We start from the raw sequence: 22,636 nt of genomic DNA, 5'->3' as shown, positions 1-22,636 counted from the left end.
GGTTCCTTGTCCCTGTTCCATGACTGCACGGCGCTGGTGGCGAGACGGCGAACGCGCCACACGGGAACGCTACCGAAACGATAGACACAGGGACGCGCGGTAGCCACGATGGCGGCGCCTATCGCAACCGACACGTGACAAGCGCCCGCCGGACGCGAGGGGGCGGTGGGGTGGAGTTACACCCGCGCGGCGGCCAGAGCGGTCGTCGCCGCGCGGGCAAGCCGGTCGAGGTAGTCCGACGACACCGCGCCGCGCGTGACGGCGAGCCGCCAGTAGAGCGGGCCGAGGATCATGTCGAGCGCCATGTCCACGTCCGTGTCCTCGGGCAGTTCCCCCCGCTCCACCGCGTTGCGGATCACCACCGTGCTGATGTTCTGCTGGGTGTCGCGGATCGCGGACTCCAGCGTCCGCGCGATGTCGGGGTTGCGTGCCGCCTCAGCGAGCAAATCGGGGACGATTTGGGACGCCAGCGGGTGGCGCAGGGCATAGGCGCCGGCTTCGAGCAGGTCGCGCACGTCGCCGTAGAGGGAGCCGGTGTCGGGGACCGGCGTCACCTGTGCAGCTACGACCGAGACGACGTCGATGACCATGGGCAGCTTGGAGTTCCACCGCCGGTAGACCGCGGTCTTGCCCACCCCCGCCCGCTTGGCGACCGCCTCGATCGACAGCCGCCCGTATCCCACGGCGGCGAGCTCGGCGAACACGGCGGCGCGGATGGCCTGGGTCACGTCCTCCTGCAGCACGGCGGCGCCCGCCGGGGCGCGTCGGCGCTGCGACCTCTTCACCGACTGTTCGTTCGTCTCGGGTTTCGCGGAGGCGGGCATGCGCTCACTCTAGCTCAGCGCGACGACGAAACGGTTGCGTTCTATAGGGAAGTGGCCTACGCTCACGTAACGACGAAACGGTTGCGTCCCGTCGAAGATTCCCGCGCGGCCCGCGGACCGCCCCGCGCTGGGGACCGGTGCCGACGACACCACGTGCGGCACCCCGGGCGCCCGCACACCATCCCGCGATCAGCGAAGGCCCTACGCAGTGAGCACACAAGCAGCGCCGCCAGCGCCGACGAGAAGTGCCGCGGAACTCGCGGAACTCCACGGCCTCACGGACGCAAGCGCGCGCCCCACGCTGCTCGACTACGTCCGTCGGCTGTGGAGCCACCGGCACTTCATCAGCGAGTTCGCCAAGGCCAAGTCCACGACCAAGTACAGCAACGCCCGCCTCGGCGGCCTCTGGCACGTGATGACGCCACTGCTCAACGCGGCGGTCTACTACCTGATCTTCGGCCTGCTGATCGGGACCAGCCGCGGGGTCCCCGACTTCATCCCGTTCCTGGTGACCGGCGTCTTCATCTTCACCTTCACGCAGTCGTCGGTTCTCAGCGGCGTTCGCGCGGTCAGCGGCAACATCGGCCTGATCCGGGCGCTGCACTTCCCCCGGGCCTCGCTGCCCATCGCGATGACGCTGGTGCAGCTCCGCCAGCTGCTGGCGTCGATGCTCGTGCTCCTCGCCATCGTGCTGGCGGTGGGGCAGGTTCCGCAGTGGTCGTGGCTGCTCGCGGTCCCCGTGCTGCTGATCCAAGCGCTGTTCAACACGGGGCTCGCCCTGATCGTGGCCCGGCTCGGCAGCAAGATCACCGATCTCGCCCAGCTGCTTCCGTTCGTCCTGCGCACGTGGATGTACGCGTCGGGAGTGATGTACAGCATCGACCACATGGCGGCCAGCGCACCGCCCCCCGTCCACCTGCTGCTCGACCTGAACCCGGCGGCCGTCTACATCGACCTGATGCGGTTCGCCCTGATCGACAGCTTCACCGCCGCGCAGCTCCCCCCACACGTATGGGCCCTCGCACTGGGCTGGGCACTCGCCGCGGCGATCGGCGGATTCGTCTACTTCTGGATGGCAGAGGAGCAGTACGGCAGTGACTGAACAGCAGACGCTCGCCCCGACCGCGGCCCCCGAGCCGGCTCCCATCGACGTCGTGACCGCGGAGGCCAGCACCGCGCCGCCCACCGTCATCGTGGACGACCTGCACGTGGCGTACCGCGTCCAGGGCGCGGGCGGCGCCACGGGGAACAGCGGAGGCGGCGCCACCGCGGCCCTCGCCCGGATGTTCTCCCGGAAGCGACCATCGGGCGTACGCAGGGTCCACGCCGTCAGGGGCGTCAGCTTCACCGCCCGCCGCGGCGAGGCGATCGGCCTGATCGGTTCCAACGGATCGGGGAAGTCCACCCTCCTGCGCGCCGTAGCGGGGCTCCTGCCTCCGGAGAGCGGCACGGTCTACACGGCCGGGCAGCCGTCGCTGCTCGGGGTGAACGCCGCGCTGATGAACGACCTGAGCGGCGAGCGCAACGTGGTCCTCGGCTGCTTGGCGATGGGGATGTCGCCAGCTCAGGTGCGCGAGAGGTACGACGACATCCTGGAGTTCTCCGGAATCAACGAGAAGGGCGACTTCGGCTCGCTGCCGATGCGCACCTACTCTTCGGGCATGGCGGCCCGCCTGCGGTTCGCGATCGCGGCGGCCAAGAGCCACGACGTCCTGATGATCGACGAGGCCCTGGCCACCGGCGACGCGGGCTTCCGAAAGCGCTCGGAAGCCCGCATCCGTGAACTTCGGGAAAAGGCCGGAACGGTGTTTCTGGTCAGCCACAGCACCACGTCGATCCGGGACACCTGCGACCGGGTGCTGTGGCTGGAACACGGAGAATTGGTCATGGACGGCCCCACCGACGAGGTCGTCACGGCCTATCAAGAGTTCAACAAGAAGAAGTGACCGACACTGGGTCCGCCGCTCCTAGAACTGGTAGACGGCACCCTTGTCCGAGTTCAGGCATGCCCTGTTGGGGTAGGTCTCCCGGTACTGCTCGCCACCCGAGGAGAACGCGGTAACCGGAAAATAGATTTTCGGACAGATCATTCCCTCTTCGATGCTGACAATGGAACCGGACCCCGTGATCAGTTCGCACGCCTCCTCCGCCTTGGGGTGGCTACCGGACACGGGGTCGCAGGTCAGCGTGGCGCTCTCGGCCCTCGACCAGTCCAGGGGCCAGTTCGGATCGGTCAACGAGCCGGGGACGACCGCGAGCCAGTAGACCGACGAGGACGCATCGGCGCCAACGTTTTCCTGAGGAGCGGCGTTAGCGGTTCCGGTGAACAGCGTGGCAGCGACTGTGAAAGCGCCCGCGACGGCGCCGAGTGTCTTGAGAATATTCATGAGGGGCCTTCCTCTTTCTGCGACTTTCGCCTGTTCAGCGATGGGTCGTCAAAAGCACGCAACAAAGGCGGACGTGACCCTGTATAACACATGATCACGAAAGTCGAGGATAGTGAAAGAGCACCGTCCACTATTCCCAGAGATCACCCACGCCGCCCGCCAGACAAAAGGTTTCCATCTGGCGCGCGAACCCCATCTCGCCGATATGAAATCACAAGCAGCCGAGCTCCTTGAATGAATAGTCAACAATTCCGGAAGCCAAAGGTCTGCTGGGCGGCCTTGTCGGCGTTCTTCCCTTCCGGTGTTCTTGGGTGAAAAGCGGCAGCGACGAGGGCAGGGGGCTGGGGATGCCGGTCGTGTCCGGGGATGCGGCCGGGCGGGGCATGCGGGCGCTTCCCCGCGATGATCATGGGAACGGTCCCGGTTCTGTCCGGTTTGCCGGGAGAATTCCCATGATCATCGCCAGAGGGGGCTGCGGCAGGAGGGTGCTCCCGTATCGCGGAACGCCCTTCACGCGAAGCGAAAGGACCGCCCCCGCGCTGCGAGCCCCCACCCCCGCCGCACCCGCCCGGGGACCGGCATCCCCAGCCCCCTCCGGCCTCGGTGCCGCTTTTCACCCAAGAACACCGACAAGGCCGCACCCATCGCCCCGGCCCTCGCAGGTCGCGCGGGCCGGGGCGATGGGTGCGTCGGGACGCTGGCGAGCTACCGGTTCAGCAGGTCGAGGGACTGCACGGCGATCTCCAGTTCCTCGTTGGTCGGGATCACCATCACCGGGATCTCCGCCCCGTCCGGGGAGATGACCTGGTCGGTGCCGCGCTCTAGGGACTCGTTCTTCGCCGGGTCGATCCGCAGCCCCAGGCGGTCCAGCCCGGTCACGGCTCCCGCGCGCACGCGTTCGTCGTTCTCGCCGACGCCGGCCGTGAATACGAGGGCGTCGACACGGCCGAGCACCGCGTAGTAGGCGCCGATGTACTTCCGGAGCCGGTGGCAGTACACGTCCACCGCGAGCCGGGCGCCCTCGTCGCCCTCGTCCACCATGCGCCAGACCTCGCGCATGTCGTTGGCGCCCGCGAGCGCGAGCACTCCGCTCTGCTTGTTCAGCGCCGTGTCGACCTCGGCGGCCGACATCCCCCCGTTGCGCGCCAGGTAGGCGTGGAGCGACGGGTCGACGTCGCCGCTGCGGGTACCCATGACCAGACCTTCCAAAGGCGTCAGTCCCATGGAGGTCTCGACGCTCCGCCCGCCCTCGATGGCGGTGGCGCTGGCTCCGTTGCCCAAGTGCAACACGATGACGTTGGTGTCGGCGGGGTCCTGTCCGAGTATCGCGGCCGCGCGGCGCGAGACGTAGGCGTGCGACGTCCCGTGGAATCCGTAGCGGCGCACCTTGTGCTCGGTCCGCCAGGGGGCCGGGACCGCGTAGGTGTAGGCGGCCGGGGGCAGGGTCTGGTGGAACGCGGTGTCGAACACCGCCACCTGCGGCACGTTCGGGAACGCCTTGCGCGCGCCCTGGATCCCCGCCAGGTTGGCCGGGTTGTGCAGTGGCGCGAGCGGGGCCAGTTCCTCGATGGCGTGCTCGACCTCGTCGTCGACGAGGACCGCGCCTCCGAACCGGGCGCCGCCGTGCACCACCCGGTGCCCGACCGCGGCCAGTTCGATCCCGTCCAGGTCCGGCCCGGCCGTGGTGAAGGCGTCCAGGACCGCCTTCAGCCCGGCCTCGTGGTCCGGGCAGGCCTCCCTGCGTTCGTGCTTGCGCGCTGGGGCGCCGGGTGCATCGCCCGGCACCTTGTGGGTGAGGACGCTCTGCCCCTCACCGATACGCTCCACGACACCGGAGGCGACGGGGGCGCCCTTCCCCATGTCGAGAAGCTGGTACTTGATCGACGACGATCCGCTGTTGAGAACGAGCACGTGGCTCATGAACCACTTCCTTGTGTTCCTTGGGCCTGGACGGCCGTGATCGCCACGGTATTGACAATGTCATGCACGGTCGCGCCCCGCGACAGGTCGTTGACCGGCTGCCGCAAACCCTGCAGCACCGGGCCGATCGCCACGGCGCCGGCGCTCCGCTGTACGCCCTTGTACAGGGTGTTGCCGGTGTTCAGGTCGGGGACGACGAACACGGTCGCGCGTCCGGCCACGCGGCTGTCGGGCATCTTGGTCCGCGCGACCCCGGGATCGATCGCGGCGTCGTACTGGATCGGCCCCTCGATCAGCAGGTCGGGGCGCCGTTCCTTGACCATTTCGGTGGCCATGCGCACCTTCTCTACCCCGGCCCCGGACCCGGACGCGCCGGTGGAGTAGGACAGCATCGCCACGCGCGGCTCCACGCCGAACTGCTCGGCCGTCGCCGCCGAGTCGATCGCGATATCGGCGAGCTGTTCGGTGGTGGGGTCCGGGTTCACGGCGCAGTCGCCGTAGACCAGCACCCGGTCGGCCAGGCACATGAAGAAGACGCTGGACACGAGCGACGAGCGCAGGATCTCGAACGAGGGCCGGATGGTCTGCGCCGTCGTGTGTGCAGCGCCCGAGACCATGCCGTCGGCGAGCCCGCACTGCACCATCAGGGTGCCAAAGTAGGACAGCTCGCCCACGGTGTCCATGGCCAGTTCCTTGGTGACGCCCTTGTGCGCCCGCAGCCGTGCGTACTCCTCGGCGAACCGCTCCCGCAAGTCCGAGGTCTCGGGGTCGATGATGGTGACCGCGCTCAGGTCGAACCCGAGGTCGGAGGCCTTGGCGTTGACCTGCCGCGGGGACCCGAGCAGCACCAGGTCGGCGACGTCCCGGCGGAGCAGGAGGTCGGCCGCGCGCAGCACGCGCTCCTCGGTACCCTCCGGCAGCACGATGCGCTTGCGGTCGGCCCGCGCCCGCTCCAGCAGCGTGTGCTCGAACATCAGCGGGGTCACCGTCTCCGAGCGGGCGACCTGGAGCCGCTCCAGCAGGGCGGCTCCGTCGACGGCCTCGGCGAAGGCGGCCAGCGCCGACTCGATCTTGCCCTCGGCGCCGGGGGTGATCCCGCCCCGGACCGCGGCGAGGCGGGTGGCGGTGGAGAAGGTGTCCTGGTCCGTGGCGATGACGGGAAGGCGCACGTCCATGCCCGCGAGGAGGCGGAAGACCGGTTCGGGCATGTACATCTCGCCGGTCAGCACAACACCGGCGACCGACGGGAAGTCGGTGGAGTGGTGGGCGGCGATCAGTGCCGGGAGCATCGCGCCGGCGCGGTCGGCGGCCATGATGACGAGGCGGTCGGCCTCCATCCGGTCGAGCACGTTGGGCAGTGACATCGCCGCGACCACCAGGCCCGAGGTCTCGCGGCCGAGCCGCTTCTCCTCGCCGAAGATCAGGCGGCCGTCGCAGGCGCGCTGCAGGTCGCGCACGGTCGGGGCGCTGAGTCCGGGGACCTCGGGCAGCACGTAGGCGATCCCGTCCAGTTCCTTGCGGAGGGACTCGGCGCGGTCCGGGGCGACCCGGTCGACGACCGTGGCGAGCCGGGTGGCGTGTTCGCGGGCCAGTTCCTGGCGGGCCAGGCCGGTCGCGTCGCGGATCTCGGCGTGGTCGCGTTCCGCACCCGAGACGACCAGCACAACGGGGGTGGCGAGGTTGGCCGCGACCCGGGCGTTGAAGGTGAACTCGGTGGGGGCACCGACGTCGGTGTAGTCGGTGCCCACCACGACCACCGCCGCGCAGCGCGAGGCGAGTGCCCAGTAGGCCTGCATGATGGCGGCCATGGCGGCGTCGGGGTCAGCGTGCACCTCGTCGTAGGTGACGCCAACGCAGTCCTCGTAGTTGGCCTTCAGCTTGAAGCGGCGGCGCAGCGTTTCCACGACCGAGTCGCGCGCGGACGCGTCGACCACGGGCCGGAACACCCCGATCGAGCCCACCGTGCTCGACAGCAGCTCGACCATGCCGAGCGCGATCGTCGCCTTGTCGCTTTCCGCGTCGCTGGACGCGATGTAGACACCGTGCGTCATATCCACTTCTCTCCGCCGGCCGGTGTGCGGGGTCGCTGGACGAAAATGGCGACCATCGCGCCCAATTTTAGGTTGATTCGCACCAGAACTTTGCGATTTCCGCAGTTCACAGCGGTGGCGTGCGTCCCAGGGTGATATGGCGTGCGACGCCCCGCCGAGTCCCCTTCGACCCATGTTCCGGTTAACCGACCGCCGTGACCAGCCACCCGGCCGATTCCCTCGCCCCACCCACGGATTCAACCTAGCGCTCGCTTGGCAACCGGACTAGGATGCACCCCACACAGCCCCCGGGAGGCCCTGCCGATGAGCACACCGAGCGCTCTCACCGACTACTGCAACTTCATCGCCGGGGAGTTCCGCGTCGCGCGCAGCAAGGAGTGGCTGGAGAGCGTCGACCCGGCCACCGGCCGGGTATGGGCGCGCGTCCCCGCTTCCGACGCGACCGACATCGACGACGCCGTTACCGCCGCGCGAAACGCGTTCCCGGACTGGCGCGCCACCCCTCCCCTGCGGCGCGCCGCGCTGCTGCGCCGCTGGGCCGACGCGGTGCTGGCGCGAAGCGGCGAACTCGCCGCCGTCGAGAGCCGGGACAACGGACGCGTGCTGAAAGAAACCCAGGGCGGCGACGTTCCGGGCGGCGCGATGAACATCCAGTACTGCGCCAGTCTCGCGGACAAGATCACCGGCGACACCATTCACCTGGGCCGCGTACCGGGCACCTCCTCGGGCGGCGCCGACGGTTCCGGCGGATCGGTCAACTTCACCCTCTACGAGCCCTACGGCGTCGCGGGGATCATCATCCCGTGGAACGCCCCGCTGGCGATGTTCTTCGCCAAGGTCTCCGGAGCACTGGCAGCGGGAAACACGGTCGTGGTCAAGCCCGCCGAGCACGCCTGCTGCTCGATCCTGGCCGCCTGCGAGCTCTTCACCGATCTCAGCCTCCCGCCCGGCCTGGTCAACGTCGTCTCGGGGACCGGACCGACGGCGGGAGAGGCCCTCGTCGACCACCCCGGTGTGGCCAAGCTGGACTTCACCGGCTCCACCGCGACCGGGCGCCGCGTCACCCAGCGCGCGTCGGCCAACCTGAAGGACGTCTCCCTCGAACTCGGCGGCAAGTCGCCCAACATCGTCTTCGACGACGCCGACGTGGACGCCGCTGTCGCGGGCGTGGCCGGAGGTATCTACACCGGCGGGGCCGGGCAGTCCTGCGTGGCGGGGTCGCGCGTTCTGATCCAGGACACCGTGTTCGAGGAGTTCACCGACCGCCTGCGGGCGCATGCCGCCTCCATCCGCCTGGGCGACCCGCGCGACCCCGCCACCGACATGGGGCCGATCGCGTTCGCCGGCCAGTACGAGAAGGTCCGCGGCTACCTGGAGCTCGGCCCGCGTGAGGGGGCGACGGTGGTCTTCGGTGGGCGGAGTGGAGCCGACGCCCTCCGCGCGGCCGCGTCGCCGGATACCGACGTGGACCGGTCGCTGGCGGGCGGCTACTGGGTCGAGCCGACACTGCTGTCGACGACCGACAACGGGCTGCGGGTCTGCCAGGAGGAGATCTTCGGTCCGGTGGCCGTAGCGATCCCCTTCGCGACCGAGGACGAGGCGTACGCGATCGCCAACGACACCGACTACGGCCTGGCCGCCGGCGCGTGGACGCGCGACCTCGACCGGGCGCACCGCGCCATCGCTTCGCTCCAGGCGGGGACGGTCTGGATCAACACCTACCGCCGACTGCACTGGGCGGTCCCCTTCGGGGGCCACAAGCAGAGCGGGAACTCCCCGGCGAACGGCGTCCGCGGCCTGGGCGAGTGGCTCACCCTCAAGGCCGCCTGGGTCGAGCTCGGCCCGGGTGGCCCCCGGTGACCGTGACGCTCGACCCACGACGCCGGTGTCCCCCGTCCCCTCCGTTGATCTCGGCGATATCGACCGAATACTCGCCGGCACAAGGTCGATATCGCCGAGATCAACGGAGACCAGGGGGCAAGGCAGCGCAGGTACTCCGATGAACAGGGAGGGTGAGGGCGATGAGGATGCGGGCGGCGGTGCTGACGGAGTTCGGCGCTCCGTTGGAGATCCGCGATGTGGACATCTCGGACCCCGGCCCCGGCGAGGTCCGCGTGCGGATCGCCGCGTCCGGCATCTGCGGTTCCGACCTCAAGGCGGTCGACGGCGCCAGCCCCGTGGTGTCCGGGCTCCCCGTCGTCTGCGGGCACGAAAGCTCGGGCACGGTGGAGGCGGTCGGCGCGGGCGTGACCGCCTACGCGCCGGGCGACCCCGTGCTGATCGCCCTGGGGCGGTCGTGCGGCCGGTGCCGGAGGTGCGGGCGCGGCGAGGGTCATCTGTGCACGGATGCCGCGCGGACGCGGGCCATCATGGGGCTGATGCCCGACGGCTCCACCCGGCTGCGCCTCGACGGCACGGCCATGCGCCCCTACCTGGGCATCGGCGGGTTCGCGGAGTACACGGTGGTGCACGAGCGCCAATTGATGCCGCTCCCGCGCGGGGTGGATCTGGCCGCCATGTCCCTGCTGAGCTGCGCCGTGGTGACCGGTGTCGGGGCGGTCGTCAACACGGCCCGCGTCGAGGCGGGTGCCACCGTCCTGGTAGCGGGCTGCGGCGGTGTCGGGCTCAACGTCGTCCAGGCGGCGGTGCTGGCCGGTGCGTCCCGCGTCATCGCGTCCGATATCGCGGCGACGAAGCTGACGGCGGCCGAGCTCTTCGGCGCCACCGACGTGCTGCCCTCCGACCCGGGCGGCGCGAACGCCGCCGACCTGGCCACCCGTGTCCGCGAACTGGAGCCGGACGGGGTGGACTACGCGTTCGACGTGACGGGGGTCCCCTCCGTACTCGCGGCCGCGTTCGAGGCGACGCGGCCGGGCGGCACAACGGTCATGGTGGGCAGCCCCCCAGCGGGCACCAACATCTCCGTCCCCGCGGGTGCGCTCTTCGGCTCCCGCCGCCTCATGGGGTGCCAGGGCGGCGACGGCTCGGCCGCCTCGGACCTGCCGCGTCTGGTGGACCTGTGTCTGGCCGAACGCCTGGACCCGGGCGGGCTCATCAGCGAGCGGGTGGGACTGGACGCCATCAACGACGCGATCGGCCACGTTCGGGCGGGCGAGGTCGTGCGGGCGGTCGTGGTGTTCTAGCGGACCTCCCCCGTGGAGGCCGGCGCCCCTGCCCCTCGGCGCTTCGGGGACCCCGACGACCAGGGTGGCACCGCCGCGCCCGCACCCAATTTGGCCAAGCGATTGCTTGGTCGCATTCCCGCGGGTTACCGTTGACGGAAACAGAAACTGAAACATGTTCTGCTTTCCGGCGGCGGAAAGGAGCCCCCGTGCCGTTCGCCGACCTCCCCAACGTCCGGCTCTTCTACACGGTGGACGGGCCGCACGACGCGTCCGGCGACCCGGCGCGGGACACCGCGAGCGCCCTCCTGCTGGTCCACGGATGGGGGTCGGACTCCCACGAGTGGGTGCGGCACGTCCCCGACCTCGCCACGGACCACCGCGTCATCGCCCCCGATCTGCGCGGGCACGGCTACTCCGCGACCACCCGCACCGGCGCCACCCCGCGCACCATGGCCGCCGACCTGCTCCTCCTTCTGGAGCGACTGCGGGTCGACCGGATCGTCGCGATCGGCCATTCCATGGGTGGGCAGATCGTCGGCCACCTGGCCATCGACCGGCCGGACCTCGTCACCGCACTCGTGACCATCGACCCCGCCTACGGCTTCGGCCCCGAGCTCGCAGATTCCTTTCCCGCCATCGCGCGCGAGCTCGCCGGGCCCCGGGGGACCGACGCCGCGATCGCCACCGAGGCGTGGGTCTCGTCCCCCGCCACCCCGCGGTGGATCCGCACCTGGCACACCCGGCGACTTCTCGCCACGCCGCCGCAAGTCCTGGCCGAGGCGTTCGCCGCCATGTTCACCGCGACCGACGCCATCGGCCCGCGCGCGGCCGCCGAGGACCACCTCATGCGGCGCCCGCAGCCCACGCTGAGCTTCCGGGCCGATCCGGAACTGGCCGAATGGGAGCGCCCTCTGCTGGCCCACCCCCGTTCCGCGGTCGTCTGCTGGCCGGGCTCAGGGCACCGGATGCACGAGGAGCGCCCCGACGAGTTCCTGACCGTCCTCGACCGCTGGCTCGACCGACTGGAGGTGCCCGGACCGAACGCCGTGTGACGCCCCTGCCGGAAAGGCCACCTGACGAAAGGCCCCGCTGCGGGAGACCCCGCGAGAGGCACTGTGCAACCGGAGGCACGATGAAGTTCGCCATCTTCATGAACCCGCAGATCCCCGGTTCCGGATTCGCGGCCGAGGCCACCGCCACGGCCAAGCGGCCCATCGGGCGTGACGTGCGGTCCTACCAGAACCTCCTGAGCGAGGTCCGGGAGATCGCCGTCCACGCCGACCGGATCGGCTACGACGCGCTGATGCTGACCGAACACCACTTCCACTCCGAGGGGTTCGAGTTCTCGGTCAACCCGCTGATGGTGCTGGCCGACCTCGCCGCCCGCACCGAGCGGATCCTGCTCGCCCCGCTCGGCCTGGTCCTGCCGGCCTGGGACCCCATCCGCGCGGCCGAGGACGTGGCCCTCCTCGACCAGTTCTGCCAGGGGCGGCTGCGCCTCGGCGTGGCCCGCGGCTACCAGTCGCGCTGGGCCAACGTCCTGGGCCAGCGGTGGCACTCGCAGGCCGCCCGCAGCGACGGGTCCGCGAGCGACGACCGGAACTTCGACGTCTTCGGCGAGCTGCTGAAGATCATGAAGCTGGCCTGGACCCAGGAGTCCCTGCGCTACAAGAGCGATGTCATCGACTACGAGGTCCCCTCCCCCTACAGCGGGATCGAAGGGTGGCCGGCCCAGGAGTGGACCCGGACCTTCGGCGCTCCCGGCGAGCTGGACGACGAGGGCCGCGTCCAGCGGGTGTCGGTCGTGCCCCGGCCCTACCAGGACCCGCACCCCGAGCTCTGGCAGCCGTTCACCATCAGCGACCGCTCCGTGCGGCGCTGCGCGCGGGAGGACATCCTGCCGTGGATGTTCACCCCCATCCCCGGCGAGCACCGCAAGAAGGCGGAGCTGTACCGGGACGAGGCCGCCCGGAACGGTCGGGACTACCGGCTGGGTGAGCACACCGGCGTCCTCAAAATCGTGGGCATGGCGCCCACCAAGGACGAGGCCGTCGCCACCTACGGGGCCAAGATGCACCGCGACTTCGCCTCGTTCTTCGGCTCGTTCGGCTACCTGGAGGTGCTGCGCACCCAGGAGGACGACGAGCGGCGGCCGATCAGCCCGGCCAAGGGCGACTTCCGGCGCATGGCCGAGGTCCAGCTCGCGCTGATCGGCAGTCCGGACGACGTCAAGCGCGGCATCGAGGCGACGCTCACGGAGATCCCCGACCTGGAGTGGTTCGGCCTGTTCATGCAGGGGCAGCAGGGCGTCCTTCCGCTCGACACGGTCAAACGCAATCTGGAGATGTTCGCCGAGAAGGTGATCCCAGAGTTTCGGGACTAAACCCGGCCTGACCCCCGACTTCAGGACCCCTCCGGGGTCCTGTTTTTTTGGCTGCGCTCAAACTATCCGCCGCCCTATAGGAAAACCGGCCAGAACCGGCCATAATTTACTACCCGCCGTGGCTGGATAAGCACAATAGAGAGCATCGCATGGAGCTCGAAAGACTCGTCCTGGGCCTGATCACCGCCATCCTGCTCCCTTATTCGATTCCGGCGATCCGCTCGCGGCTGACCGTCGCACTACCCCTGAGCACCGGTTATGCGGTTTACACGCTGCTGCCCGTTGCATTTTCAATCAAACCGGCCGTACTCCTTCCGCTCTGCCTGGCCTCCAGCTGGGCGCTGGCCCACCTGGTCAGGGGTGACGAGGACATGCAGGGATCGCCGCGGATCTTCCTCCCGGACGGGGTACAGAAGTTCACACTCGTGCCTACAAGCCTTACGGCACTGACGGTTCTGTCCGCCGCGGCGGTGTACGGGGTACCTCAGATGCTCGAAGCGACTGGTGGGATTATCATGGATGACGAGATGGCGATCGTGATCTCCGGATTCTTGATCTCCACCTTCGTCGGGGGCGAAGTCGTCACACATATGCTTCGCCCCTTCTCCGCAGAACTAAAGAAAGCCGGCGCAGAGGAAATGGCGCCCCTGAAGGGGGCAGGGACGGTCATTGGCTGGTTGGAGCGTTCACTAACTTTCATCTTCGTGGTGGCCGGGCGGCCGGAGGCAGTGGCCGTCGTGGTCGGGGTCAAGGGTCTGGCTCGCTTCCCGGAACTACAGAGCCATCAGAAAAGATTCGCGGAGTACTTTCTCATCGGCACGATGACCAGTATTGGTGTCGCGTTACTCACAGCGGTGATCGTCCGCATCGCGATAGGGGTAAATGCATTAGGGTAATGGAGCACAAGGGTGACGGAACAGATAACAATTCATCAGCACCCGTTGTTCATAGCACTTGAGGAACTCGATCTCCCCCATCAGGACTTCATCATCGCGGGCAGCGGTCCCCTCCTCGCCCACGGGATCCGCGACAACATCACCGACCTCGACATCGTCGCCCGCGGCCCGGCCTGGGAGCTGGTACAGACGATGGGGCCGGTCCAACCGGCCCCCTGGGAGGACGTCACCCGCGTCCTCCTGTTCGGCAGCCGCCTGGAGGTCCTCAACGGCTGGTTCCCCTCGATGTGGGACGTCGACGAGTTCATCGACAGCCGCGAGATCCGCCACGGCCTCCCCTTCGCGCCGCTCGACCGCGTCCTACGGTGGAAGAGCCGCCTCGGACGCGCCAAGGACCTCGCCGACATCGACGCGACGCTCCAGTACTTCACGGCCGCGGCGCTGCCCCCGAGCGTCTGAGCCGCCCACGGCCACCGCCGTGCGCGGCGCCGGGTCGGACGGACCGGCGCACCGGCGCAGCGGGGGTCAGAACAGGATCGACATCACCGCCCCGACCTCACGGAAGCCCACACGCCGATACGTGGCCCGCGCCGGGGTGTTGAAGTCGTTGACGTACAGGGTGACCCGCGGCGCGATCTCCTCCCGCGCCATGCGCGCGACGGCCGCCACGCCGCCCGCGGCGTACCCTTGGCCGCGCAGGTCGGGATGGACCCACACCCCCTGGATCTGGCAGGCGTAGGGGGTGACCGCGCCGACTTCCGCCTTGAACACGATGCGCCCGTCCTCGATGCGCGCGAACGCCCGCCGGGTGCGCACGAGCTCCTCCACGCGGGCACGGTAGAGCGCTCCGCCATCCCCGGAGTCCGGCGGCACCCCCACCTCCTCGGTGAACATCGCGACACACGCCGGCACCAGGATCCCGATCTCGCTCACCCGGACCCGGCGCACCAGCGGGTCGGAGGCGACGAGCGGATCGCCGTCGAGCTCCATGACCGGCTGGTTGCCGCGGATGACGCGGGCGGGTCCCCACACCGGGCCGAGCCGCTCCCACATTTCGGAGACCTGGTCGATCGGCCCGACAATGGACGAGCAGCGCCGACCCTGCCAGCGGGCGTGCTCGGAGAACTGGCGGATGGCCGCGGACGACGCGCTGACGGGCACCAGATTGGCGCCCGAGTAGCACAGCGCCGAGATCGCGCCGTGCTCGATGTAGCCCCACAGCTCGCTACCGAGCCGCCCGGTGTCCAGACCGGTGGCGCGCACCCGGGAACTGACGAAAACGTTCCCGACCGGGTCGGCGTCGAGCAAAGCGTGAACGGCCGCGCTGTCGCGCTGGCCGAGGACGCGCACCGACGAGGTCCGCAGCACCCGCATCACCTCACCTCGCAGCGGCCGCTCCGGGCATCCGTTCCGGGACGCCCCTAAGCGCGCGTCCGGGGATCGACCGGGTGCCGCGAACCGTCGTGATCCTCGCGTTTCCAGACTAATCGACTGGTTACCGCCCCGTTCACCGGTTGGTACCCGCAACCGCCGAAATAGACGGGATTGCAGGTGGAAGCGGAGAAACGGCGGAATCGCCTGCGAGCGACACGGGCTCCGACGCGCCGGGAGCGGGCGTCGACCGCGTGTTCGCTCTCTTCCCCCGCGACGTCCGAGGCTCTGGCTCGGGCAAGGCGGCGCAGATCCGGTCCGCGCCGTCGAACGTGCCGTCGGCCCGCGGCAGCCGCCCGTCGCGCAGGTAGGCGAACAGGGTGTTGTCCACACACTCGTTGCCGCTGAGCGCGACCCCGTGGGAGATGCCGCCGTCCTCGATGACCAGCCCGGACGTGGGAAAACGCCGGTGCATCGCGTAGGCGCCGTCCAGGGGGGTGGGGCCGTCCTCCGTCGCGTGGATCAGCAGCGCGCTCTTCACCCGCGATCCGTCGACCTGGAACCACTCGCCCGCCTCGGCCGGCCAGAACGCACACGACGCGTTGTACCACACATTGTGCCACCCAAGGAACGGCGCGTCGGCGTGGATCCGGGTGCCATCCGCGTGCCACGTCGACCACGAACGGGGCCAGCGCGCGTCGGTGCACTCCGTGGCGAGGTATCCGGCGAAGGCCGGTTCGTCCTCCGCGGTCTCCCCCAGCCGCTCGAAGGCCGCGATCAGCCGGTCCGGATCCTCGTCGTTGGCCATGTCGGCCAGGGCTCCGGCCAGCAGCGGCCAGGCCGAGGCCGCGTAGGTCGCCACCATGTAGGTGGACTCCAGCTCCGTGGGTCCGATCCGTCCGCCGGCGAGCTTCTTGCCCAGCGCGGACCGCGTCGCGTAGTACCGGCCGGCCACTTCGGCGGCGGAGCTTCCCAGGCCGTACGTGGCCTCATGACGGGCGATCCAGTCGAAGAAACCTCCCGCGGCCGCGTCCAGCGATCTGCTCTGCTCCAAGTTGCCCTGGTACCAGCCCCGACCCGGATGGACGACGCTGTCAAGCACCAGCCGCCGCACCCGATCGGGGTAGAGCGTCGCGTAGACGGCGCCGAGGTAGGTGCCGTAGGAGTAGCCGAAGTAGTCGATGCGGTCGCGTCCGAGCGCCGCGCGGATGGCGTCGATGTCGTGCGCGCTGTCGGTCGTGCGCATGTGCGCGAGCAGCGCCCCGCCGGCCGTGTCGCACGCTTCGGCGTAGGCCTTGGCCCGTTTGACCAGGAGGTCCTCGTCTTCGTCGGTGGCGGGGACGGTGTCGGGCCGCGGCGGCGCGAAGAAGTCCGGGTCGCAGGTGAGGGCGGGCGTGCTCGCTCCGGTGCCGCGCGGGTCGAATCCGATGACGTCGTAGGCGTTGCGCAGGTCGTCGGGGAGGCTCCGGGCGATATCAGCGGCGAGGAACCGCCCGCTGCTGCCCGGCCCTCCGGGGTTCACCAGCAGGGCCTCGGTGGCCTGCCCGCGTGCGGGGACCCGGGACAGCGCGATCTCGACCGCGGCGTTGCGCGCCTCGGCGTCGTGGTCCAGTGGAACTACGAGGCGAGCGCATTCCATCTCGATGTTCCTGGGGGTCTCCAGGTCGGCGCACTTCCCCCAACGCAACGGGGCGTAGTGCCTGGCGGGCGCCTCCGCGGCGGCGTCGGCCGTCGCCGCGTGTCCGTCCGCCGGATGCGTCACCGACACCGTCGTCGACGCCAACACCAGCCCGGCCCCGGCCACCGCGAATCTCCGCGCGTTCCCCTGCACCTCGCCCCGTCCTTCCGCCCCACGGTGATCACTCGAATTCTCTCTGTGATCAAGCGCGATACGGAGAAGCGACACGGTGGCCTCGGACGATGCACCGGGTCGATACCATCGACTTCCGACCTGCGGGAGCGAGGGAGCCACATATTGCGTTTGGATCGCGTCGATGAGCGGATCATCGCCATCCTCGGCGCCGACGCGCGTACCAGTTTCGCCGACATCGGTTCGGCCGTGGGCCTCTCCGCCTCGGCCGTGAAACGACGGCTCGACCGGCTGGTGGAGTCCGGCGCGGTGCGCGGCTTCACGGTGATCCTGGAGCCGGCGGCCATCGGGTGGACCACCGAGGCGTTCATCGAGGTGTACTGCCGGCCGCGCACGTCACCCGCCGAGATCAAGGCCGGGCTGGCCAACTACGCCGAGGTCACGTCGGCCTGCACCGTCACGGGTGAGGCCGACGCCATGGTGCAGGTCCGGGCCCGGGACATGCACCACCTGGAGGAGACGATCGAGCGCATCTGCGCCGAGCCGTTCGTCGTCCGAACGAAGAGCACGCTGGTGCTGTCCCGGCTGGTCGATCAGTCGATGCTGAGCGGGTCGGCCGGTGACGCCCCCGGCCCGTCGGCCGACCCGTCGGGAGGTCAGTCCTCGGGCAGCTCCACGGGCGCGATCTCGTCGTAGCGGTCGCCCGGCCCCGGGTTGAGGGGGTCGGTGGCGCCGCCGAAGTGATGCATCACGCCCCACACCGCGTTGAGCGCGGTCTGCACGGCGCCCTCGGCCCACCCCGCGGTCCACGAGATGTCGTCGCCCGCGAGGAACAGGCCGCGGTACCGCTCGTCCAGGCGGTCCTGCTTGAAGTGGGTGAACAGGCGGCGCTGGTAGCGGTAGTGGCCCGGCAGGTTGGCCTTGAACGCGCCCATGAAGTAGGGCTCGTCCTCCCAGGAGACGGTGACCGGGTCCCCGATGATGTGCGAGCGGATATCCACCCCCGGGTAGACCTTGGCCAGCGAGTTGAGCATGACCTCCAGGCGCTCGTTGGCGGAGAGCGGAAGCCACTTCAGCGAGTCGTCGCACCAGGTGTAGGACAGGCAGATGGCGGCGGGACCGTCGCCCTCGCTCTCCAGCAGGTAGGTACCGCGGGTCATCCGGTCGGTGAGCGTCATGCTCATGACGTCGCGCCCGGTGGCGGGGTCGACGTCGCGCCAGAACGGGCGATCGACGGGCACGAACAGCTTGGACGACTCCATGTAGTGGGTGCGCTCGATCGCGGTCCAGTGGTCGATCGGCAGCAGGCCCTCGTCGCACTCGATCTTGCTGAGCAGCATCCAGCTCTGCGCGGTGAAGACCGCGGCCGGGTAGGTGCGGATGGAGCCCGAGGCGTCGGTGACCGTGATGTTGCCCGGGCCCCGGCCGCCTGGGGCGGCGGTGCGGCGCAGCCCGGTCACCGCCGGGCGCGGGCCGCCCTCGTGCAGCGAGGCGAGGCTGGTGCCCTCGGGCCAGTGGACCAGCTTGTCCGGGACGTCCTCCCACAGCCGCAGCGGGAGCTGCTGGCAGCCGCCGACGATGCTGAGGTGGTCGTCGTCGGCGCCGGTGTAGGTCACCCGGAGGATCTCCAGGATCGAGTTGGGGAAGTCGGTGTCCCAGCCGCCGGTGCCGAATCCGACCTGGCCGAAGATCTCCCGGTAGCGGAAGGAGGAGAAGGCGGGGGAGTCGCAGAGGAAGCCGTAGAACGTCTGGTTGTCCAGCTTCGCGACGAGCTCGTCCCAGATCTCCTTCATCCGCGGGACGTCGCGGTCGCGGATGGCCTGCTGCATCTCGCTGTGCCGGGAGCCGCGCTCCAGGGTCTCGTTCCAGGCACGGGCCACCGCGCCGTAGACCTCGGGGAGGTCGTCGGTGGTACGGGCGTAGTGCGCCTCGCCCTTGAGGTCGACCACCGTGCTGGGGGTGTCAGGGGCCAGCGGGTTGGGGAACGGGGTGGTGCGCAGCCCCATCTTGTCGGCGTAGTGGAAGAAGGAGGTCGAGGACGGCGGGAAGCGCATGGCGCCCATCTCCGCCACGACGTCCTCGGCGGCGTCCGTCACCCCCGGGAAGCGCGCGGTGCGGAGCCGCCCCCCGATCTGGTCGGCCTCGTACACGACGGGCTTGAGGCCCATCTTCATCAGCTCGTAGGCGGTGATGATGCCCGAGAGGCCGCCGCCGATGACCGCCACCTCGGTGCCGTGGCGGGAGGCGGGCACGGAGCCGAGCCCGGCCGGGTGGGCCAGGAACTCGTCGTAGGCGAACGGGAAGTCGGGGCCGCACATGGTGAGCGGCTTCCGCGCCGCGTTCTCGGCGGACCCGGCGGCCGCGTCGGTGGTAGGCACGGCGGTGGGCACGGCAGACGTCATCGAGTGCATCCTCCAGGTGGGCACAGGGGTGTGCGGGGTGGGTGTCGGGTCGGTCGGTGGGGCGGAAGCGCGGGCGCGCTGCCCGGGTCAGCCGTCGGTGAGCGAGGCGTAGAGCTCGGGGCGGCGGTCGTCGAGGTAGGGCGTGGCCGCGCGGGTCTCCCGCAGGGCCGCGGCGTCGACGTCGGCGACCAGCAGCTCCTCGTCGGCTCCGGCCCGCAGGATCTCGCCGCCGTCAGGGCCGATGAGGCAGCTCAGACCGCAGTAGTCCAGCTCGCCCTCGCGGTCGCAGCGGTTGACATAGGCGACGAAGAGGCCGTTCTCCAGCGCGCGGGCGGGGAGGACCGTGGTGGCGACGCTCGTGTAGGGGCGCATCAGCGCCGTGGGGACGAGCAGGAGCTCGGTTCCGGCCAGGGCGTGCGCCCGCACCATCTCGGGGAATTCGACGTCGTAGCAGATCAGCAGGCCCAGCCGCAGCCCGTCGAGGGTGGCCTGGACGACGGGGGTGTCGCCGGGGGCGAAGGCGTCGCGGTCGAGGGAGCCGAAGAGGTGGTTCTTGCGGTATCCGGCGAGCGGCGCACCGGTGCCGTCGACGAGGCGGACCGTGTTGAACACCCGCCCGTTCTCGCGCTCGGGATACCCGTAGAGGAGGGCGACACCGGTCGCGGCGGCGATCCGTGCGACCTCGGCGTGCAGCGGACCGTCGGCCGGTTCGGCCAAGCGGTCGATGTCCGCGCCGATGTTGTAGCCGGTCATCGACATCTCGGGGCTGGCCAGCAGCCGCGCTCCGGCCTCGGCCGCCGAGCGGGCCCGCGCGTCCAGGCGCCGCAGGGCGCTCTCGACGTCGCCGCTGGGACCGGCGCCCTGGTCCAGGGCGATGCGCAGCGTTGGTGACGCGTCGGCCGCGCCCCGGTCCGCGCGGCGCCCGGTCCGGTCCGGAGCACTGGTCATGCCGTTCCTCCCATCGTCCCGATCGCGGGCGGGTTCGCACGCTTCCGCCGCCCATCCACTCTAGACGCAAAACATGGTCAGAATATTGCGACGAACGTGGATATTCATTGCGAGATTCGCGTTAATACCATCAAATTATTGATTCAACGCGCGCGCTTTTGGCGGAAACGCGAGCGGGGGCAGCGCCGACGGTCGGCGCCACCCCCGCGTGGCATGAACGTGTCGGGCGCGTACGCTACAGCTCCCGCTCCACCGGGGCCTTCACGGCCTCGGCCTCCAGTCGGGAGGTACGCATGCTGTAGCCGAAGTAGATCGCCAGGCCCGCAAGCAGCCACACCCCGAAGGTGACCCAGGTGGCCACGCCCATGCTCAGCATCAGGTAGGCGCAGCTCAGGACGCCCAGCACCGGGGTGATCGGGGAGAACGGCACCCGGAAGTCGCGCTTGAGCTCCGGCCGCGTCCTGCGCAGCACCACCACGGCGACGTTCACCAGGGCGAAGGCGAACAGGGTACCGATGCTGGTGGCGTCGGCCAGGTGTCCGAGCGGGACCAGGGCGGCGAGCACGGCGATGAACACGGTGAGGATGACGGTGTTCCAGCGCGGCGTGCCGTTGGCGTCGACCTTGGAGAAGATCTTCGGGATGAGGCCGTCGCGCGACATCGCGAACAGGATGCGGGTCTGGCCGTAGAGCACGACCAGAACGACACTGGCGATCGCGACGACCGCGCCGATGGCGAAGACGACGGACCAGATGGGCGTGCCCGTCACGTCGGTGAGGATCTGCGCGAGGGTCGCCTCGGTGTTCTCGAAGATGGTCCACGGCACCGCGCCCACCGCGGCGAAGGCCACCAGGCAGTACAGCGCGGTCACAATGATCATCGAGAGCATGATGGCGCGCGGCAGGTCGCGCTGGGGGTTCTTGGCCTCCTCGCCGGCGGTGGAGGCGGCGTCGAACCCGATGTAGGAGAAGAACAGGGTCGCCCCGGCGGCGCTCACACCCGCCATGCCCAGCGGCATGAAGGGGGCGAAGTTGCCGTCCTGCACCGCGGTCATGGCGATGACCACGAACATGGCCAGCACACCGAGCTTGATGACGACCATCACGCCGTTCAGCCACGCGCTCTCGCGGATGCCGACCAGCAGCGCGACCATCGCGAGCACGACCACCACGGCCGCGGGGACGTTGATGATCCCGCCGTCGGCCCCGGGCGGCTGGGTGAGGGCGTCCGGCAGGCTCACGCCGGTCACCAGGTAGAGCAGCTGGTTGATGTACTCTCCCCAGCCGACGGCGACGGCGGCCACCGACACGCCGTAGGTGAGCATCAGACACCACCCGCAGACCCAGGCGACGAGTTCGCCCATGGTCGCGTAGGTGTAGGAGTAGGCCGAGCCGGAGGCCGGGATCATCCCGGCGAGCTCGGCGTAAGCGAGCGCGGAGAAGAGCGCGGTCACGCCGGCGATGACGAAGGCCAGGACGACGGCGGGCCCGGCGACCGGGACCGCCTCTCCGAGCACGACGAAGATGCCGGTGCCCAGGGTGGCGCCGATGCTGATCATCGTCAGCTGCGCCAGGCCCATCGACCTCTTCAGGCTGCCGCCCTGGCCCTGACCGGTCTCGTCGACCAGCCGCTCGACCGGCTTGCACCGCTTGATGCGCGCACCGATCCCGGGCCGCGCCGGGGCTGCGGCTTGTTTCTGCGCGGTGTCCTCGACCAACTGCATGCTCCTCGGGGGGAATGTCGGCATGACGTACGGGCTGCACGCAGGGGTGCAGACGCACGTGGATGTACGGGGTGCGCGTTTCGGCGGGATGGGAGTACCGGGACAGCACGCCACAGATGTCCCGATATGCCGGAAACACACCGTTGCAACGGTACCGGTGTTACCTGGGCAACAGAACCATCATCCTTTGCGGGATGAGGTCGAATACCCCACACATGTTGCCTATACGCGCAACGAAACGCGCATAATTGTGCGTGACATCACATTTCCCTGTGGTCTGGGCTTCATGGCGGGCGTCACGCACATCGCCGCACGTCACGACTGCTGGGGCTCCCCGTCGGCCTGCGGATCGACAGATTCCCCGCGATCGTCGCGGGCCGACGGGGTCTGCTGGGCGGCCTTGTCGGCGTTCTTTCTTTCCGGTGTTCGGTGGTGAAAAGCGGCACCGACGGCGGTGGGGGGTCGGGGACGCCGGTTGTCGCAGGGGATGCGGTCGGACAGGGCAGCGGCGGCGGCCCGCCCCGCCGGTCGCCTGCCCGGTGGAGCGGGGGCGGCGATGAGGTGGGGCGGGGCACCTCTGACCGGCTCCCGGGCGTCCGCGCGCCGGGTATGCCCGGTTTGCCACAAGTTCCCCGCGATGATCATGGGAACGGTCCCGGTTCTGTCCGGCTGGAGTTTCGGGTTTTTCAGGGGTCATAACGCGCCGATGTCGCTGAGGAGCTGTTCGATCTTGGTGGCCCTGTGTTCCTCCTGGTGGGGGTGGCCACCGCAGGATTCCGTGATCGCGGGCGCGCAC

At 69.7% G+C, this 22,636-nt stretch carries 18 protein-coding genes; 9 read left to right on the top strand and 9 right to left on the bottom strand.

The window, feature by feature from the left end:
- Nucleotides 1-176: 176 nt before the first annotated feature.
- Nucleotides 177-824: a TetR/AcrR family transcriptional regulator gene (locus tag ABD259_RS24250; protein WP_344100992.1), complete on the bottom strand. Its 648-nt coding sequence runs from the start codon at nucleotides 822-824 to the stop codon at nucleotides 177-179.
- Between the two features lie 208 nt (nucleotides 825-1,032).
- On the opposite strand from ABD259_RS24250, the gene ABD259_RS24245 reads away from it, so the two are divergent.
- Together ABD259_RS24245 and ABD259_RS24240 are read left to right on the top strand one after the other, a co-directional pair.
- Complete coding sequence (locus tag ABD259_RS24245; protein WP_344100994.1) at nucleotides 1,033-1,926, top strand: ABC transporter permease; 894 nt, start codon at nucleotides 1,033-1,035, stop codon at nucleotides 1,924-1,926.
- Between the two features lie 43 nt (nucleotides 1,927-1,969).
- A complete protein-coding gene (locus ABD259_RS24240) occupies nucleotides 1,970-2,770 on the top strand; it encodes an ABC transporter ATP-binding protein (protein WP_344101319.1) in 801 nt (266 codons plus the stop codon).
- Between the two features lie 21 nt (nucleotides 2,771-2,791).
- Here ABD259_RS24240 and ABD259_RS24235 read toward each other — a convergent pair whose 3' ends face one another.
- From ABD259_RS24235 to pta, 3 genes are all read right to left on the bottom strand, one after another.
- Nucleotides 2,792-3,211, bottom strand: coding sequence for an SSI family serine proteinase inhibitor (locus ABD259_RS24235; RefSeq protein ID WP_344165491.1), 420 nt, complete (start codon nucleotides 3,209-3,211; stop codon nucleotides 2,792-2,794).
- A gap of 705 nt (nucleotides 3,212-3,916) precedes the next feature.
- Nucleotides 3,917-5,131, bottom strand: a complete 1,215-nt coding sequence (locus tag ABD259_RS24230; RefSeq protein WP_344165488.1) for an acetate/propionate family kinase — start codon at nucleotides 5,129-5,131, stop codon at nucleotides 3,917-3,919.
- Entirely contained in the window at nucleotides 5,128-7,182 is a 2,055-nt protein-coding gene (gene pta, locus ABD259_RS24225) for a phosphate acetyltransferase (protein WP_344165485.1), read from the bottom strand. The genes ABD259_RS24230 and pta overlap by 4 nt, the downstream gene beginning before the upstream one ends.
- Nucleotides 7,183-7,485: 303 nt before the next feature.
- Here pta and ABD259_RS24220 point away from each other — a divergent pair, with 303 nt between their 5' ends.
- The 6 genes from ABD259_RS24220 to ABD259_RS24195 all read left to right on the top strand — a co-directional run bounded on the left by ABD259_RS24220 (nucleotide 7,486) and on the right by ABD259_RS24195 (nucleotide 14,045).
- On the top strand, nucleotides 7,486-9,042 hold the full coding sequence (locus ABD259_RS24220) for an aldehyde dehydrogenase family protein (protein WP_344101003.1): 1,557 nt from the start codon (nucleotides 7,486-7,488) through the stop codon (nucleotides 9,040-9,042).
- A gap of 161 nt (nucleotides 9,043-9,203) precedes the next feature.
- A complete protein-coding gene (locus ABD259_RS24215) occupies nucleotides 9,204-10,325 on the top strand; it encodes an alcohol dehydrogenase catalytic domain-containing protein (protein ID WP_344101005.1) in 1,122 nt (373 codons plus the stop codon).
- Between the two features lie 188 nt (nucleotides 10,326-10,513).
- Entirely contained in the window at nucleotides 10,514-11,359 is an 846-nt protein-coding gene (locus tag ABD259_RS24210) for an alpha/beta fold hydrolase (RefSeq protein WP_344101008.1), read from the top strand.
- Nucleotides 11,360-11,439: 80 nt separating this feature from the next.
- Nucleotides 11,440-12,690: an LLM class flavin-dependent oxidoreductase gene (locus ABD259_RS24205; protein WP_344101010.1), complete on the top strand. Its 1,251-nt coding sequence runs from the start codon at nucleotides 11,440-11,442 to the stop codon at nucleotides 12,688-12,690.
- Nucleotides 12,691-12,839: 149 nt separating this feature from the next.
- Entirely contained in the window at nucleotides 12,840-13,586 is a 747-nt protein-coding gene (locus tag ABD259_RS24200; protein ID WP_344101012.1) for a hypothetical protein, read from the top strand.
- A 45-nt stretch (nucleotides 13,587-13,631) separates the two neighbouring features.
- Nucleotides 13,632-14,045 (top strand): hypothetical protein, encoded by a 414-nt coding sequence (locus tag ABD259_RS24195; RefSeq protein WP_344101015.1) that lies wholly within the window; start codon nucleotides 13,632-13,634, stop codon nucleotides 14,043-14,045.
- A 66-nt stretch (nucleotides 14,046-14,111) separates the two neighbouring features.
- On the opposite strand, the gene ABD259_RS24190 is transcribed toward ABD259_RS24195, so the two are convergent.
- Nucleotides 14,112-14,954 carry a GNAT family N-acetyltransferase gene (locus ABD259_RS24190; protein ID WP_344101321.1) on the bottom strand — a complete coding sequence of 281 codons (843 nt, stop codon included), beginning with the start codon at nucleotides 14,952-14,954 and terminating at the stop codon, nucleotides 14,112-14,114.
- 139 nt (nucleotides 14,955-15,093) lie between these two features.
- A complete protein-coding gene (locus tag ABD259_RS24185; RefSeq protein ID WP_344165482.1) occupies nucleotides 15,094-16,788 on the bottom strand; it encodes an alpha/beta fold hydrolase in 1,695 nt (564 codons plus the stop codon).
- Between the two features lie 144 nt (nucleotides 16,789-16,932).
- On the opposite strand from ABD259_RS24185, the gene ABD259_RS24180 reads away from it, so the two are divergent.
- Nucleotides 16,933-17,463: an Lrp/AsnC family transcriptional regulator gene (locus ABD259_RS24180; protein WP_344101019.1), complete on the top strand. Its 531-nt coding sequence runs from the start codon at nucleotides 16,933-16,935 to the stop codon at nucleotides 17,461-17,463.
- Here the strand turns inward: ABD259_RS24180 and ABD259_RS24175 are convergent.
- The 3 genes from ABD259_RS24175 to ABD259_RS24165 form a co-directional block, all read right to left on the bottom strand.
- The gene (locus ABD259_RS24175; protein WP_344101021.1) at nucleotides 17,424-19,169 is read right to left on the bottom strand and encodes a flavin monoamine oxidase family protein; all 1,746 of its coding nucleotides are present in this window, start codon (nucleotides 19,167-19,169) and stop codon (nucleotides 17,424-17,426) included. The two genes, ABD259_RS24180 and ABD259_RS24175, sit on opposite strands and share 40 nt — an antisense overlap.
- 87 nt (nucleotides 19,170-19,256) lie before the next feature.
- Nucleotides 19,257-20,117: a carbon-nitrogen hydrolase family protein gene (locus ABD259_RS24170; RefSeq protein ID WP_344101023.1), complete on the bottom strand. Its 861-nt coding sequence runs from the start codon at nucleotides 20,115-20,117 to the stop codon at nucleotides 19,257-19,259.
- Nucleotides 20,118-20,352: 235 nt separating this feature from the next.
- Nucleotides 20,353-21,840: an amino acid permease gene (locus ABD259_RS24165; RefSeq protein ID WP_344101025.1), complete on the bottom strand. Its 1,488-nt coding sequence runs from the start codon at nucleotides 21,838-21,840 to the stop codon at nucleotides 20,353-20,355.
- Nucleotides 21,841-22,636: the final 796 nt, after the last annotated feature.

The organism is Nocardiopsis rhodophaea, from assembly GCF_039530945.1.
GTDB lineage: Bacteria > Actinomycetota > Actinomycetes > Streptosporangiales > Streptosporangiaceae > Nocardiopsis_C > Nocardiopsis_C rhodophaea.
The sequence above is the reverse complement of the archived record's forward strand: the minus strand, read 5'-3'. Positions and strand labels throughout refer to the sequence as shown.